The organism is Rosettibacter firmus, assembly GCF_036860695.1.
GTDB lineage: Bacteria > Bacteroidota > Ignavibacteria > Ignavibacteriales > Melioribacteraceae > Rosettibacter > Rosettibacter firmus.
Genome location: NZ_JAYKGJ010000002.1, coordinates 734082 through 750218, shown reverse-complemented (window position 1 = coordinate 750218; position 16137 = coordinate 734082). Strand labels below are relative to the sequence as shown.

The window sequence follows — 16137 nt, the reverse complement described above, 5'->3', positions numbered from 1 at the left end:
TTAATGTCTGATTCAAAAACTGCTAAAAGAAAAAAAGATCATATAAATCTTTGTCTAAATGAAGATGTAACTTTTAAATCAAAAGCAAATGGTTTTGAGAATTACGAATTTGAACATTATGCTATTACAGAAGTAGAGTTTGACAAAATCGATTTAAGAACAAAATTTTTTTCAAAAGATATTTCTTATCCTATACTTATTTCATCGATGACAGGAGGTTCAAAAGAATCAGAAAAGATTAATGAAAGATTAGCTATTGTTGCAAACAAATTAAATATACCTCTGGGAGTTGGAAGTCAAAGACAGGCATTGGAAAACAAAAAGTATTTATCAACTTATAAGATAATGAGGAAATATTGTGGTAATGCTCCATTATTTGGTAATCTCGGAGCTGCACAGATTGCGAACTCAAAAAATTTGAAAGATGAAATAAAATTTTTAATAGAAATTATTGAAGCAGATGCAATGGTTATTCATTTAAATCCTCTTCAAGAAATTTTGCAAAAAGAAGGTGAAATTAATTTTAAAGGTCTTCTAAAAAACATAGAGCAAGTTGTAAAGATTAGCAATATTCCAATTATTGTTAAAGAAGTTGGATGTGGAATAAGTAAAACTGTAGCAAAGAAGTTATTGGATATTGGGGTAAAAGGTATTGATGTTGCAGGGGCGGGTGGTACAAACTGGGCAGCCGTCGAGTTATTAAGAAATAATGAATCAAGTATTTTTAGAGATTGGGGATTACCTACTTCATATTGTGTTAGAACTGTAAACGAACTCAGGAAAAATTATAATTTCTTGTTAATATCATCAGGTGGAATATCTAATGGACTTGAAATTGCAAAATCTATTGCTCTTGGTGCAGATATAGTTGGAATTGCACGATTGATATTAAAATCAATTGTAAAAAGTGTAGATATTACTTTAGAATTAATAAATTTGTGGATTAATGAATTAAAAACAGTTATGTATTTAACTGGTGCTCAAAATATAAAACAACTTAAAAAAGTTAAGCTAATAAAAAAATCGGAACTATTTTGAAAACAATTATTTCAAAAGAAACTTTTCAAAAAATTTATCAGAAAGAATTAAATAAAATTGAAAAAAGATTAAACAAGTTACTTATCAAAAGAGAACCCCGTTCTTTGTATGAACCTTGTAACTACGCAATAACAGGTGGTGGTAAACGTATTAGACCTTTATTAGTTTTACTTTCTGCAAAAGCTACTGGAGGAAGTTTTAATGATGTATATAATGCTTCGATTGCTGTAGAATTATTTCACAATTTTACACTTGTACACGATGATATTATGGATAATTCTGATATTCGTCGAGGAAGATTATCTTTGCATAAAAAATTTGATATTAGTACAGCAATTTTAACTGGTGATAATCTGATTGCATTGGCTTATGAAAGTTTACTTAAAGATTGTAAAAATAATACTAAAGAAATTGTATCAACTTTTACAAGAGGAATAATTGAAGTATGCGAAGGTCAAAGTCTTGATAAAGAATTTGAGTTAAGAGATAATGTATCAATTGATGATTACAAAAAAATGATTTTTAAGAAAACTGCTGCTTTAGCCCAAATGTGTTGTTCGATTGGAGCAAAAATTTGTAATGCAGAAAATTTATATATTAAAATTTTAGAAAATTATGGAAAAAATCTTGGAATGGCATTTCAAATTCAGGATGATCTTCTTGATATTATAGGCGAAGAAAAAAAATTTGGAAAAAGAATTGGTAGTGACTTAATTGAAGGGAAAAAAACTTATTTATTTCTGAAAGCACTTGAAAAATCAAAAGGCTCAGATAAAAAGAAATTAATTGATGTAATGAAAAATAGAGGAATTAAACCTGATGAAGTAAAATTATATAAAATGATTTATGAGAAATACAATATTTTAGAAGATGCAAAAAAAGAAATTATTAATTATACTAATCAGGCATTAAAAAATTTATCTAAACTTCCTGATAAAGAAGGAAGTGACTTATTATACTGGCTGGCATATTCACTAATAGGTAGAAGTAAGTAATGATTGAAAAAAAAGTTAAAATAATAAATAATGCTGGATTACATACACGTCCAGCAGCTAACATTGTAAAACTTGCATCAAAATATAAAAGTGATTTTTATTTGCTTAAAGATGGAATGCAAATTAATGGTAAAAGTATTATTGGAGTTATGACTCTTGCTGCCGAAAAAGGTTCTGAAATTACTTTAATATTTGATGGTGAAGATGAAGAACAGGCAGCAGCCGAAATTGTAGATTTTTTCAATAGAGGATTTGACGAGTTATAAAATGATTGATAAACAGGAAAATATTTTGAAAGGAATTGCAGCAGCCCCTGGTATTGCAATTGCCAGAGCATTTATTTTTGCTAAAGAGAAGGAAGCCGTATCTCATGATAATGTTGATAATGTTGAAGAAGCAATCCAGAATCTTGATAATGCACTTGAACAATCTAAAAAAGAATTAAGAAAAATATTTAATCTTGCTGTAGATAAACTTGGTGATAAACGAGCAGCAATTTTTGAAGCTCAGATCATGATTCTTGATGATCCAATTTTAATTAATACTATAAAAGATAGAATAAGAAAAGAACGAAAAAATCCAGAATATATTGTTGAAGATGAAATCTCTAAATACATACGAATAATGAGTGAATCAAATGAACCTTACATGAAAGAACGGTCGCACGATATTGAAGATATAAAAAACAGAATTATTCGAAATCTTAAAAAGAAGAAATGGAAATCAAGAATAACAAGTGATGTAATTGTTGTAACTTCTAATTTATCGCCTTCAGATACTGTTTTATTTTCTCGTGTGAACGTTAAAGGATATGTGACAGATTTTGGTGGATTGACTTCTCATGCTGCAATCATAGCTCGTTCATTAAACATACCTGCTGTTGTTGGATTACACGAAGCAACAAGTAGAATTAAAGATGGCGATCTTTTAATTGTTGATGGTTTTCATGGACAGGTATTCATTAATCCAGATGATAAGTTATTAAATGAATATGAAAAGAAAATTGCAAAATTGTGTGAATATGACGAAGAATTAATGAAATTACGAGATCTCCCTGCAGAAACTTTAGATGGAAAAGAAATCAGTTTATTTGCAAATCTCGATCTATCTGAAGAAATGACTTTTATACTCCATAATTGTGCTAATGGAATAGGTCTTGTAAGAACAGAACAATTATTCGAAGAATATGAAGTATTTCCTGATGAAGATAAACAATATGAAGTTTATAAAAAAATTGCTGAACAAATATATCCTAAAATTGTCATTATAAGAGCTTTCGATATTGGTGGCGATAAAGTTTTGCCTGTAGATTTACATGAACCAAATCCCATGCTGGGATGGAGAGGTATCCGTTTGTTGCTCGATAATCCAACATTGTTTAAAACTCAAATTCGTGCAGTGCTTCGTGCAAGTTCACATAAAAATATCTGGTTTATGCTTCCAATGATTTCATCTCTTCAAGAAGTAATTCAATCAAAAAAAATTATAGAAGATTGTAAAAATGAACTTCATAAAGAAGGGAAAACTTTTGATAAACACATACCTATTGGGATAATGATTGAAGTACCTTCTGCTGCTGTACTTACAAGAGAATTTGCTAACGAAGTAGATTTTTTGAGTATTGGAACTAATGATTTAATCCAGTATTTGCTTGCAGTTGATAGAGGAAATGATATAGTATCTGGTCAATATCAAGAATTTCATCCTGCTGTAATTAGAACTCTTCATCATATAATTTCAGAAACAAAAAAAGCAGGTAAGCTTGTAAGCATGTGTGGTGAAATGGCTGCAGATCCTGTTGCAGTACCTTTATTAATTGGACTTGGTTTAGATTCACTGAGTCTTTCTGCAGCTGGTATCCCTTTTCATAAAAAAATTATCAGAAGCTTAAAATATGATGATATGAAAAAATTAGCCGATAAATGTTTACAACTTAAATCTGAAAATGAAATTAATGATACACTCCACGAATTTTTTAATAAGAAAATTCAAGATAAAATTAAAAACTTTTATTGAGGTATAAAATGAATATTACAGAAATGATCAAAAAACACGATGCTTCAAATCAATTCCAGGTCTTAAAAGATTCATATTCTCAAATCGAATACTCATGGAATCTTAAACTTGATTTATCTTCTATTGATACTTCAAAAATTAAAAATATTATTTTGACTGGACTTGGTGGTTCTGCAATTGGTGGTGAATTAATTCAAAATTATTTTAGAACTGAATTAAAGTATCCATATTTCGTAAATAGAAATTACGAACTTCCATTATTTGCAGACGAAAATACTCTTGTTATTGCTTCTTCTTATTCAGGGAATACTGAAGAAACATTATCAGCACTTAATCAAGCAATAGAAAATAATTGTCAGATTGTTTGTGTTACAACTGGTGGTAAAATGGAAGAAGTTGCTAATAAAAATAATATTCCACTTGTCAAACTTCTTAAAGGATATCAACCAAGATTTGCACTATGGATTAATTTCTTTGCAGTTGTAAATGTTTTTAATACTCTAAAACTTATTCCAGAACAAAATGAAAATGTTAAACAGGCAATTGACCTATTGAAGAGAAAAGGGGAAGAATATGCTAAAGAACAGAATGATGCTCTGAGTCTTGCCGAAAATCTTGTTGGTTATGTGCCTTTAATTTATTCTGTTGCCGATTATACATCAGTTGTAGGAACTCGATTTAAAGGTCAATTTAACGAAAATTCAAAACATCATGCTTTCTTTTCTTATTTCCCTGAACTTGATCATAACGAAATTATGGGATGGGAAGGATATAATCCTCAACAAATGAACATAAAACTTATTAATATCTGGGATGATGATTATCATCCTCAAGTGAAAAAAAGACTTGAAATTACTTCTGAAGTAATTAAAAAAACTGGTTGCGATATTATTGATCTTAAAAGTACTGAACCAACTTATAAATTAAGATTGATCGATTTAATTTATTTTGGTGATTGGACTACCTACTACTATGCTGTTATTCGTGGATATGATCCAACAACAATTGATAATATCAATTATCTAAAGGAACGTCTTTGAATTTTATTTTGAGGTTATTAAATAAAATCCGAAAATTTTTATTTCTGATTTTATTAATTCCTCATGTAAATTTTGCTCAATTTTACTTCTTCGGTAGAAATAAAGTTCAATATGAAAAATTTGATTGGAAAGTGCTCAGAACTGAGCACTTTAATATTTATTATTATGACGACTTCGAACAACTTGCTAAAATAGGAGCATATTACGCAGAAGAAGCATTCGAAGAATTCAAAGTAAAATTTAATCACTATGTAACAACTAAAATTCCTCTCATCTTTTATAATACTCATATTCATTTTCAACAGACAAACATCACACCTGGTTTTATTCCTGAAGGAGTTGGTGGCTTTTTTGAGTTTATGAAAGGAAGAGTTGTAATCCCTTATCTCGGTTCACTGGAAAGTTTCAAACATGTAATACGTCACGAACTTGTTCATGTATTTATGACAAACAAAATATTTAATGTTTTGAGAGATCACAGAATTGATACAGAAAGAATGCCACCACTCTGGTTTGTTGAAGGTCTGGCAGAGTACTGGTCTTATGAATGGGATACTCAAGCTGAAATGGTTATGAGAGATTTTGTTCTAAACAATTATTTTGTACCCCTTCATGAACTTGATGCGGCAAGTGGTTATTTAATTTATAAAGAAGGACAGAATTTTCTTGAATTCGTTTCTAAGAATTACGGAGAAGAAAAAATAATTCAGTTACTCGATAACTTCTGGAGATTTAATTCATTCAAAGATAATCTCGAATTTACCTTAGGCGAATCTATTCAGGAAATAGGAAATAAATGGTACTATTCACTTCAACAGAAATATTTCCCTTTGTTTAAAGATAATTTTCCTCATTTCATAAAATCAAAAAAGTTAACAAATGAAGGATACAATTTTGAACCAAAGTTTTTTGATAATAATGGTGTAAAAGAAATTTATTTTATTGGTAATCGCAATGGTTATTCTTCTGTATTTAAAATGAAATTTAATCCAGATAATTCAGAGCCAGAAAAACCAGAAGTATTAATCGAAGGAGAAAAGCAACCAGAATTCGAAGCATTTCATCTACTTGACAAAACACTTGATGTGTCTAAAGATGGTAAATTAGCTTTTGTTACTAAATCACTATATAACGATGTTATTCATATTTATTCAATTAAAGAGAAAAAAATTATTGAAACACTCAGATTTAATAATTTAATTACAATTCGTTCGCCAAGTTTTTCGAGTGATGGGAAATTATTATTGTTTACAGCTGCAGATAGAAAAGGCTTTACAGATATTTACATTTATAATTTTATTGAAAATAAATTAACAAGAATTACCAATGATTATTACTCGGATATTGATCCTGTTTTTAATAAAGACAACACAAAAATAATTTTTGCTTCTGATCGTACTGCAGGGGAATATCAGCAAAAATATAACTTGTTTGAATATAATTTGAATGACAATTCAATTTATTACTTAACTTATGTGAATGCCAATATCTCTTCACCACAGTTTACACCAGATTATTCTGAACTATTTTTTAATTGCGATTATGATGGCACTTATAACATCTGGAAATTAAAATATAACAGTAATAATTCTAATAAAATTGAGCAGGTTACAAAATTTTTAACAAGTGTTTATAGTTTTACATTTATTAACGACAGTAGCTTAGTTACTTCTGCTTTTGAAAAATATTCATTTCAATTTTATTATCTGGTTTTAAGTGAAAATGAAAACAATTACTCTTCTGTTAATTTCGATTTACTCAAATCAAGAAATTTATGGCTTGCTAAAGAAATTGTTGTTCCTGCTACAGATGAACGTTTGAAATATGAAACTGAATATACACTTGATTATGCTGTAGGACAATTGTCTACAGATCCAATCTATGGTTCTCGTGGAGGTGCATTATTTTCTTTAAGTGATTTAATGGGAGACGATAGATATCTGTTTTACATTTATAACACGGCAGAAGTACAAAGCGAAATATTAAAAAATTTTAATGTGGCTATTAGTAAAATAAGTTTGAAAAAAAGAACTAATTATGGTTTTGGAGTATTTCATTATGCGGGAAGAAGATATGATATCACAGAATCAGATGAATTTTTTTATGAAAGAGTTTTTGGTGGATATTTTGAATTACATTATCCCTTCTCAAGTTTTCAAAGAATTGAAGCTGATGTAAGTATTGCAAATTCAGATAAAGAAATATTTGGAAATATTTTACCAAGAAAATCTTTGTTGGTGTCAAATTCACTTTCATTTGTGCATGATAATTCAATATGGTCACAAACTGGTCCTATAGATGGTTCTCGATTTAGAATTTTACTCGGTTATACATCCGATGTTAAGTACAGCAATGTTAATTATTACTCATTTATTTTTGATTATAGAAAATATTTTAGATTGGGATTAAGAAGTTCATTTGCTACCAGATTTGCATTTTTTATTAATCAGGGAAAACAAGCCAGAAGATATTTTGCAGGAGGTAGCTGGGATTTACGTGGATGGCCAAGATGGTCAATCAGAGGGCAAAAGCTATGGCTCTCATCTTTTGAATTACGATTTCCGCTTATAGATAAAATTCAGGTCAATTTTCCATTATTTGGTTTAAGTATTTTTAATGTTAGAGGTGCTGTTTATTTTGATGCTGGTTCTGCTTGGGATAAATCTTACAAAGAAACTCTTGGTAGCATTGGCTTCGGATTCCGTATAAATTTATTTAATGCTATAACTCTTCGTTATGATATCGGGAAAAAAATTGAAAATAATTTTAGCAGATTTCAACCAAAATTATTTTATCAATTTTTCTTTGGATGGGATTTTTGAAAAAAATATTTCGACTTAAGAAAATATTTATCTTGGGGCTCTTACTAACTTTTTCGTGTACTCAAGATTTAATAATAAAAAATTATTTCCCTGTTGAACAGGGAATTGAAATGTTTGGAAAAGTTCCACAGAGAGATTTTTATGAAGATGCTGAGATTACGGACTCTTTACAATTATTATGGGAAGCACAAACCAATGGAAGTCATTCCAATACTTCACTGATAGTTAATAAGAAGTTTGTGTTTATTGGTGATTTATCGGGAAGGATTTATGGCTTTGATACTTACTCTGGTAAATCATTCGGATATTATAAATATTCAGGCGAAATTCCTGTAGCACCAATTATAAACAAATTAAGAATTTATTTTATTGTTAATGTTAAGAAAGAAAAATATTCATTATTTATTATGAAAGACTTAACTGATGGAAAAACAATCAGTGAAGAAAAAATAAATGGAAGTATTTCAAACGAAATGTTGAAATTAAATGATGGTATTATTGTAATTACTGATAATGGTGAAGTATTAAAGTTTAATTTTGGAGGAGAAAAAATCTGGCAATGTGATACAAAAGTAACCACTCACTCTTCACCAGCATCAAATGGAGAAATTATAGTTTTTGGTAATGATAGAGGAATTTTGTTCTTTGTTTCTGCAACTAATGGAAAAATATTACACAGACAAAAAATCTCTGATTATATTATAGGAAATATAACAATAGATAATAAATACATTTATTTTTCTGATTATTCTGGTACGTTATATAACTTCGATATGGTTAATAAAAAGATTGTATGGAAGTTTAATACAAAAACTAAAATTACTTCTGTTCCAGTCTTTAATAACGAAAATATTTTTGTCGGTAACCTTTCAGGTAAAATTTATTCTATTAAAAAAGTTGATGGTAAATTGAACTGGAGTATAAATACAAATGGGATAATCAATACAACTCCATTATTATTAAAAAATTTTTTAATTCAACCAGATTACAATAGAAAGATATATTTTATTAATCCATTTGATGGGAGAATACTTAAAACAATAAATTATGAAGCAAGATTAAAACTAACACCAGTATATTTTGATGGAATTTTATTCTTTGGAATTGATAGACGCATTTTAGCATATAAAACATTTAATAAAAATTAATATGAAATTTTATAAAGTAATCTTAATACTTTTTTTAATAGCTAATTATATTCAATCACAAAGTTGTAAAAGTCTTGTCTGGATAAATACGAATGATAGCAGTTCATATATATTTGTTGATAATTTGTTTTTAGGAAATGGCAGTATAAAAACAGAATTAGAGTCAGGTGTACATGAAGTTTATATTAAAAAGTTTATTAACAGATGGAATGGAAAAGAAGTTTATGATACGCTAAACATTGAAGATTGTAACAGAGTGTATAATTTATTTTATCAATTAAGTGATGATAAAATTAATATTGAAAATCATAATCAAATATTTGCTGATAATGACTTAACAAAAAATATTTATAATAACCTTTATAAAGAGGAAATATCAAAATCAAAATGGTTCAAAGTATTAATTGGAAGTACGGCAGTTTTTGGAGTTTTTGCTGCGTACTTTAAGATTTCAGCCGATGGAAAATATGATGAATACTTAAAAAGCGGTGATAGGGATATTTTAAATAATGTAAATCGTTTAGACCTTTATAGTGGTATTGCATTTGGTTTAATGCAAATAAATTTTGGTTACCTTATTTATAAATTTCTTATCGAATAAATTTTAGTGAGCATCCAGCCAGTTATCACCAATTCCAATATCAACAACTACTGGTATATTTAAAGGTAGAGCATTTTCCATTAAATCTTTTATAACAAATTTTAGTTCATCAACTTCGTTTTTATGAGCATCGAAAACCAATTCGTCATGAACTTGTAAAATCATTTTTGTTTGTGCTTTTCTTTTCTTTAGTTCATTATATATTTTAATCATAGCAAGTTTTATCATATCTGCAGCTGTTCCCTGAACTGGCATATTAATCGCAACACGTTCTTCAAATTGTCGTACAACTTTATTTTTACTATTAATATTTCTTAGATATCTTCTTCTTCCCATTAAAGTTTCTGCATAACCTTTTTGCTGTGCTTTTCTAATCGAATCTTCCATAAATTGTTTTACTTTTTTGAAGGAATTAAAGTAATTCTCAAAAATTTCTTTAGCATGAGATTGTGAAATTCCGAGACGAGTTTTTAATCCAAAAGGACCGAGTCCATATAAAATTCCAAAATTTACTTCTTTTGCTTTTCGTCTCATATCTGGTGTCACTTCTTCTGGATTGACTTTAAAAACAAGTGCAGCAGTTCTTCGATGAATGTCTTCACCATTTTTAAATGCACTGATTAATGTTTCATCGCCACAGATACTTGCCATTATTCTTAATTCTATCTGGCTATAATCTGCACTAAGGATAACAAAATTTTTATCGTGAGGAATAAAAGCTCTACGAATTTCTTTCCCTAATTCTGATCTTATTGGAATATTTTGAAGATTCGGATCATTGCTCGACAATCTACCTGTTGATGCAGCAGTTTGATTATAAGTTGTATGAATTCTACCTGTTTGTGGATTAATTAAATCTGGTAATGCATCTGTATAAGTTGATTTTAATTTAGAAACCTGTCTATAATCCATTATGATATCAATAATGGGATGAGTTCCTTTTAAGGATTCAAGAGCTCGTGCATCTGTTGAAAAACCTGTTTTGGTTTTACTTGTTTCTGGCAGTTTCAGTTTTTCAAATAATATTTTTTGTAATTGTTGTGTAGAATTGATATTAAATTTTTCACCTGCCAATCTATAAATTTCATTTGAATAATTATCAAGTAGAATTTGTAAATCTTTACTGAAATCCTGTAAAATTTTTGTATCGATTTTAACACCAGTTCTTTCCATATCTTCGAGAACGGGAACAAGTGGAAATTCAATTTCATATGCAACTTTATCCAGTCCTTCTTTCTTAAGAATTTCATCAAGTATTTTGTAAAGTCTGAATGTTATATCTGCATCTTCACAGGAATACTCAGCTAATCTTTCAGCTTCAACTTCAAAAATTTTTTCTGGTGTTTTTTTAGAACCAATTAATTCGAGCAACGGGATTGGTTTATAGTTTAGATATTTTTCGGACAATTCATCCATACCATGTTTTTGGTCTGGATCTATTACATAGCTGGCGAGCATTGTGTCAAAATAAAAATTTTCTACATTAATACCATATTTTCTTAAAATACCAATGTCATACTTCCCATTTTGACAAACTTTTTTGATTTTTTTGTTTTCAAAAATTGGTTTGAAAATTTTTATGAATCGATCAACTGGTAATCGCTCAGATAAATTAGCATAGAATAAGCCACCAGTTTCTTTATGAGGATTAATGGCAACAAACCATGCTTCTTTTGGTTTAGTAGCAAATGAACAACCTGCTAAATTTGCTTCAAATGTATTTAATGAATCTGTTTCAGTATCAAATACAAATAAATCGGAAGAAGAGAGTGTGTTTGCAAGCTTCTTAGCATCATCTTCAGAAGTAATTAAATGATATTTAACTTTTGTTTTATCGTAGACTTGAATATTTTCGTTCGTAGATGGTTTTATTTCAGCTGGTATAGTTTGAATCTCGCTTACTTCATCAGAAAATATTTTCTTGATTCTTGAAACAAAAGTTTTGAATTCGAGTTCACCAAATATTTTGAGTAGTTTTTCCAGATCAGGTTTTTGAAATTTTGCTTCTTCAAAATTAATTTCGAATGGTACGTTAGTATTTATAGTTGCTAATTCTTTTGATAAAAAAGCATTTTCTTTACTTTCAATTAATTTGTTTGCTATACTTTGCTTATCTATTTTATCAAGATTCTTATATATATTTTCAAGAGTTTTAAATTTCTGAATCAAAGGTAAAGCAGTTTTTGGTCCAATACCTGCTACTCCTGGTATATCATCTGATGAATCACCAACTAAAGCTAAAAAGTCAATCATTTGCTTTGGTTCAAATCCGTATTCTTCACGAACTTTTTCTTCATCTATTGTAATGATTTCATCAGTGGTTTTTCCAGGTTTAATAAGTTTAATATTTTCAGAAACTAATTGAATAAAATCTTTATCAGGTGTAATTGCATAACACAAAAACCCTTCCTTTGCTGCTTTTTTTACAGCAGTACCAATTAAGTCATCAGCTTCGTAACCAGGAAGTATATAAATCGGAATTCTAAAAGCTTCGATAATTTCTTTAATTCTATTTAATTGTTGAATCATATCTTCAGGCATTTCTTCGCGTGAAGATTTATAGTTCTCATACTTTTCATGTCTGAATGTTTTTTCTTTCGAATCGAATGCTACTGCTATATAATCTGGTTTTGTATCTTCAATAATTTTTAATAGTTGACTCACAAAACCATAAACTGCCGAAGTTGGTTCTCCTTTGGATGTCATTAGTGGTCTCGATATAAAAGCATAATAGCCTTTATACGCTAAAGCCATTGCATCAATTATTACAAATTTCTTTTTATTTTCTTTCATGTTATTTCTTTTAATGACTTAATTATTTTTTTATATTCTTAATTAAAAATAAAAATTAAGTTTAATAATAACCACACAATACAATATGAAAAAAATAAAAATTTTCGGTCAATCATTTATCTTGATTTTGCTTCTGCCTTTTACTCTAAGCTGTCAAAGTCATTTAGAAAACAATGAAATTTTTATTGCAACATGGAATGTTGAAAATTTATTTGATACAGAAGATGATCCTTTCAAAAATGATTCAGAATTTTTACCAGAAAGTAAAAAACAATGGACTGATGATAAACTTGAAACCAAACTTACTAATCTAATGCGAGTAATTAATTATATGAATGATGGATGTGGACCAGACATTTTAGCTTTACAGGAAGTTGAGAATATTAATGTAGTAAAAAGACTTCTTTACAAATTAAACTTTAGAAATTATGTACTTGTTTATAGAGAGTCACCAGACAATAGGGGAATAGATGTTACTTTGATTTATGATAGAGACATTTTTAATATTGTTTTTGCAGATACAATTAAGGTTAATTTACCCGAAAAACAAAAAACCAGACACATACTTTATGTTGTACTTAATCACAAGGCTAAAGATAAAAATCTCCATATTTTTGTTAATCACTGGCCATCAAGATTGGGAGGACAGATTAAAAGTGAGCCAAATAGAATTATAGCAGCAAAAACTTTAAGAGAAAAAGTTGATTCATTGTTTTTGAAGGATAAAAATACAAACATTATAATTCTTGGAGATTTTAATGATGAACCAGAAAATACATCAATTAGCGATATATTAAATGCAAAAAAAGTTGATTGCAATGAAGAGAATATTACTTCTAACGAATTGTTTAATGTAGCTTATAAAATGTATGAGTCTGGAAAAGGAACATATATGTATGGTAGTGACTGGAATATGCTTGATCAAATAATAATTTCATCATCATTAATAGATAAAAAAGATTTAGATTATTTATGTGATAGTTTTGAAATAATTCAACCTGAGTATATGGTACAAAAAGGAGGGAATAAAATTGGAGCTCCAATACCTACTTATTCAGGTAATAGATACATAGGTGGATTCAGTGATCATTTTCCTGTATCTGCTAAATTTAAATTTTTTGAAGAAAGGAAATAGTAATGGAAAAAATACTTTTATTGTTTGGTTCTTCGGGCCATCTTGGTAAAACAGCTATTTCATATTTTTTAAATCAAGATTATAATAAATATTACTTCTTTACCAGAAAACCACTTGATATCTCTCCTGCTGAAAATGTTAATATTATTTTTGTAGAAGATTTGAGTATAGAAAAAAATGTAGCCGATGCCTTTTCAAAGATAAATATTAATAACAATTCCTTATTGTTTTTATTTAATACCATTGGAACATACTATGGTGGAAAAAGGATTGAAGATACACCTTATGAAGAATGGAAAAGCTTACTTGATATAAATCTTAATTCATCGTTTTTTATTGCAAAATATTTTGTAAAACTTGTGAAAGAAGCAAAAGGTGGTTCAATTTGTTTTACAAGTGCATATTCGGCATTTTATAATGAGCCTAATATTGCAGCTTATGGAGTATCTAAAAGTGCATTAAATTATTTAGTCAAAAGCTTATCGATTGAAGGGAAAGAAATAAATATGAGTGCAAATGCTGTAGCCCCATACATAATCGATACACCAGAAAATAGAGAGTGGATGAAAGATAAATCAAAATTGATTCCTGCATTAAAAATATGTGAAGTTGTTCAGAAAATTTTTGATGAATGGAAAATTTTAACAGGAAATATAATTTCCTTTTTTGAATTCATAGAAAATTGATTAATTTTGTGTTGTTGATAAATTAATTTATTGACTTTTTTGGCTCATTTATTTAATGTTAGCCACACAATTTTTGAAAATTATTTTTTTTATTAATTAACATAATTGGAGGTTTACCTAATGCAACTTTCATTTATCACAGAAACTATGATGACAATTTTAGCCCAGGTTCAAGAACAAAGCTTGGTTGGATATTTACAACAAAAATTCATAGAAGGTGGATTTTTTATGTGGCCTATTTTAGGCTGTTTGGTTTTAGGTTTAGGTTTTGCACTTGAACGCTTATGGACTTTATCAAGAGCAACAATTAATACAAAGAAGTTTATTGTTCAGGTTAAAGATGCTCTAAAAAATGGTGGTGTAGAAGAAGCAATAAAATTATGTGAAAATACAAGGGGATCTATAGCTTCGGTGTTTCATGCAGGTCTTTTACGTGCAAATGAAGGTTTGGACGCAGCAGAAAAAGCCATTATGGCTTATGGTGCAATTGAAATGGGCTTCCTCGAAAAAGGTTTAATCTGGATTTCTACTTTTATTTCTCTAGCTCCATTACTTGGTTTTACTGGAACTGTTCAAGGTATGATTCAAGCATTTGATGCTATTAAAGAAGCTGCCCAAATTTCTCCAAGTATTGTTGCAGGTGGTATTTCTGTTGCACTTTTGACCACTCTATTTGGTCTTGTTGTTGCTATGACTCTTCAGATATTCTATAATTATTTTGTTTCAAGAATTGATAAGTTAGTAGCTGATATGGAAGAAAGTTCAATCGAATTGATTGATGCACTTTATGAATTGAAAACTAAAAATAAGTCATAATAAATCTGAGTATCTAAAAAATGGTAAAACTAAGAAAACGAAAACTACCAGAAGCGGAAATCCCAACAAGTTCAATGGCAGATATTTCATTCTTATTACTTTTATTCTTTCTTGCTTCTACAGTAATTGATGTTGATACTGGCATTGGACTTGTGTTACCAGAGTATATTCCGCCAGGTCAACAGGAATTAGTTCCAATTTCAAAAGATAGACTTGCAGCTGTATTAATCAATGAAAATGGTGATGTTCTCCTTAATAATGAAGTTATTGCAATACCTCAAATTTCTAAAATATTAAAACCAAGAATCGAAAGTAAAATTGATTTACCCGCTAACAAAAAGCTGGTAGTATCTATAAAGACGGATAGAAAAACAAATTATAATTTGTATATTCAAGCTCTTGATCAAATAAAGGAAGCATATTTTCAAGTAAGAGAAGAATATGCTCGAAAAAGATTTGGAAAACGTTTGATTGATATTGATGAGCGAAGTGAAGAAATGAAAGAAATTAAGGAAAAGATTCCTATAACTATAAGTATTGCAGAACCAGAAATCGTAAAAAAATAATTTTGAGGTTGATAAATGAAATTTCAGAAAAAGAGAGCTGCAGTTAAACAGCAAATACCAACTGCTTCATTACCAGACATTGTATTTATGTTACTGTTGTTCTTTATGGTTACTACAACATTACGAGAAGTTGATGTTTTGGTAAAATTTAAATTACCAGAAGCAAAAGCAATAGAAAAAATCGAAAATAAAAGATTAATCTCTTATATATGGGTTGGTAACGACGGTAGAATACAGTTGAATGATAGTATTACAAAACTTGAAGAAATCCAGAAAATTATGTATGCAAAAAGAGTTGCATTACCAAACGTTATCGTTTCTTTAAGAATAGATAAAAATTCTGATATGGGTATTGTCACGGATATTCAGCAAGAATTAAGAAAGGCTTCTTGCTTAAGAATAAATTATTCAGCTATGCTGAAAATTTAATTATATATTTCTAAAACACTGAGGCAGGTTGTTCATTTAATAGCCTGCCTTT

14 protein-coding genes are annotated in these 16137 nt (G+C 28.8%); 13 read left to right on the top strand and 1 reads right to left on the bottom strand.

Annotated features, from left to right (window positions below):
• Positions 1 to 3: 3 nt before the first annotated feature.
• The 8 genes from fni to VJY38_RS10095 all read left to right on the top strand — a co-directional run bounded on the left by fni (position 4) and on the right by VJY38_RS10095 (position 9660).
• Entirely contained in the window at positions 4 to 1038 is a 1035-nt protein-coding gene (fni, locus tag VJY38_RS10130; RefSeq protein WP_353680578.1) for a type 2 isopentenyl-diphosphate Delta-isomerase, read from the top strand.
• The gene (locus tag VJY38_RS10125; protein WP_353680577.1) at positions 1035 to 2033 is read left to right on the top strand and encodes a polyprenyl synthetase family protein; all 999 of its coding nucleotides are present in this window, start codon (positions 1035 to 1037) and stop codon (positions 2031 to 2033) included. The genes fni and VJY38_RS10125 overlap by 4 nt, the downstream gene beginning before the upstream one ends.
• Complete coding sequence (locus VJY38_RS10120) at positions 2033 to 2299, top strand: HPr family phosphocarrier protein (protein WP_353680576.1); 267 nt, start codon at positions 2033 to 2035, stop codon at positions 2297 to 2299. Before VJY38_RS10125 ends, VJY38_RS10120 begins: the two co-directional genes overlap by 1 nt.
• 1 nt (position 2300) lies before the next feature.
• Entirely contained in the window at positions 2301 to 4049 is a 1749-nt protein-coding gene (ptsP, locus tag VJY38_RS10115) for a phosphoenolpyruvate--protein phosphotransferase (RefSeq protein WP_353680575.1), read from the top strand.
• Between the two features lie 8 nt (positions 4050 to 4057).
• A complete protein-coding gene (locus tag VJY38_RS10110; protein WP_353680574.1) occupies positions 4058 to 5089 on the top strand; it encodes a bifunctional phosphoglucose/phosphomannose isomerase in 1032 nt (343 codons plus the stop codon).
• Positions 5090 to 5220: 131 nt separating this feature from the next.
• Positions 5221 to 7911, top strand: coding sequence for a hypothetical protein (locus VJY38_RS10105; RefSeq protein WP_353680573.1), 2691 nt, complete (start codon positions 5221 to 5223; stop codon positions 7909 to 7911).
• Positions 7908 to 9059, top strand: a complete 1152-nt coding sequence (locus VJY38_RS10100; protein WP_353680572.1) for an outer membrane protein assembly factor BamB family protein — start codon at positions 7908 to 7910, stop codon at positions 9057 to 9059. Before VJY38_RS10105 ends, VJY38_RS10100 begins: the two co-directional genes overlap by 4 nt.
• A 1-nt stretch (position 9060) precedes the next feature.
• A complete protein-coding gene (locus VJY38_RS10095) occupies positions 9061 to 9660 on the top strand; it encodes a hypothetical protein (RefSeq protein ID WP_353680571.1) in 600 nt (199 codons plus the stop codon).
• Between the two features lie 3 nt (positions 9661 to 9663).
• On the opposite strand, the gene polA is transcribed toward VJY38_RS10095, so the two are convergent.
• A complete protein-coding gene (polA, locus tag VJY38_RS10090) occupies positions 9664 to 12453 on the bottom strand; it encodes a DNA polymerase I (RefSeq protein ID WP_353680570.1) in 2790 nt (929 codons plus the stop codon).
• 85 nt (positions 12454 to 12538) lie between these two features.
• Here polA and VJY38_RS10085 point away from each other — a divergent pair, with 85 nt between their 5' ends.
• The 5 genes from VJY38_RS10085 (at position 12539) to VJY38_RS10065 (ending at position 16085) form a co-directional block, all read left to right on the top strand.
• Entirely contained in the window at positions 12539 to 13588 is a 1050-nt protein-coding gene (locus VJY38_RS10085; RefSeq protein WP_353680569.1) for an endonuclease/exonuclease/phosphatase family protein, read from the top strand.
• 2 nt (positions 13589 to 13590) lie between these two features.
• On the top strand, positions 13591 to 14274 hold the full coding sequence (locus VJY38_RS10080) for an SDR family oxidoreductase (protein ID WP_353680568.1): 684 nt from the start codon (positions 13591 to 13593) through the stop codon (positions 14272 to 14274).
• 120 nt (positions 14275 to 14394) lie between these two features.
• Complete coding sequence (locus VJY38_RS10075; RefSeq protein WP_353680567.1) at positions 14395 to 15090, top strand: MotA/TolQ/ExbB proton channel family protein; 696 nt, start codon at positions 14395 to 14397, stop codon at positions 15088 to 15090.
• Between the two features lie 20 nt (positions 15091 to 15110).
• A complete protein-coding gene (locus tag VJY38_RS10070; protein ID WP_353680566.1) occupies positions 15111 to 15656 on the top strand; it encodes an ExbD/TolR family protein in 546 nt (181 codons plus the stop codon).
• Between the two features lie 15 nt (positions 15657 to 15671).
• Positions 15672 to 16085: an ExbD/TolR family protein gene (locus VJY38_RS10065; protein ID WP_353680565.1), complete on the top strand. Its 414-nt coding sequence runs from the start codon at positions 15672 to 15674 to the stop codon at positions 16083 to 16085.
• Positions 16086 to 16137: the final 52 nt, after the last annotated feature.

Bases quoted from the DNA above. Each gene is read 5' to 3' on its own strand.
- fni (WP_353680578.1), top strand. From the start codon at position 4: ATGTCTGATTCAAAAACTGCTAAAAGAAAAAAAGATCATATAAATCTT.
- VJY38_RS10120 (WP_353680576.1), top strand. From the start codon at position 2,033: ATGATTGAAAAAAAAGTTAAAATAATAAATAATGCTGGATTACATACA.
- ptsP (WP_353680575.1), top strand. From the start codon at position 2,301: ATGATTGATAAACAGGAAAATATTTTGAAAGGAATTGCAGCAGCCCCT.
- VJY38_RS10110 (WP_353680574.1), top strand. From the start codon at position 4,058: ATGAATATTACAGAAATGATCAAAAAACACGATGCTTCAAATCAATTC.
- VJY38_RS10095 (WP_353680571.1), top strand. From the start codon at position 9,061: ATGAAATTTTATAAAGTAATCTTAATACTTTTTTTAATAGCTAATTAT.
- polA (WP_353680570.1), bottom strand. From the start codon at position 12,453: ATGAAAGAAAATAAAAAGAAATTTGTAATAATTGATGCAATGGCTTTA.
- VJY38_RS10085 (WP_353680569.1), top strand. From the start codon at position 12,539: ATGAAAAAAATAAAAATTTTCGGTCAATCATTTATCTTGATTTTGCTT.
- VJY38_RS10080 (WP_353680568.1), top strand. From the start codon at position 13,591: ATGGAAAAAATACTTTTATTGTTTGGTTCTTCGGGCCATCTTGGTAAA.
- VJY38_RS10075 (WP_353680567.1), top strand. From the start codon at position 14,395: ATGCAACTTTCATTTATCACAGAAACTATGATGACAATTTTAGCCCAG.
- VJY38_RS10070 (WP_353680566.1), top strand. From the start codon at position 15,111: ATGGTAAAACTAAGAAAACGAAAACTACCAGAAGCGGAAATCCCAACA.
- VJY38_RS10065 (WP_353680565.1), top strand. From the start codon at position 15,672: ATGAAATTTCAGAAAAAGAGAGCTGCAGTTAAACAGCAAATACCAACT.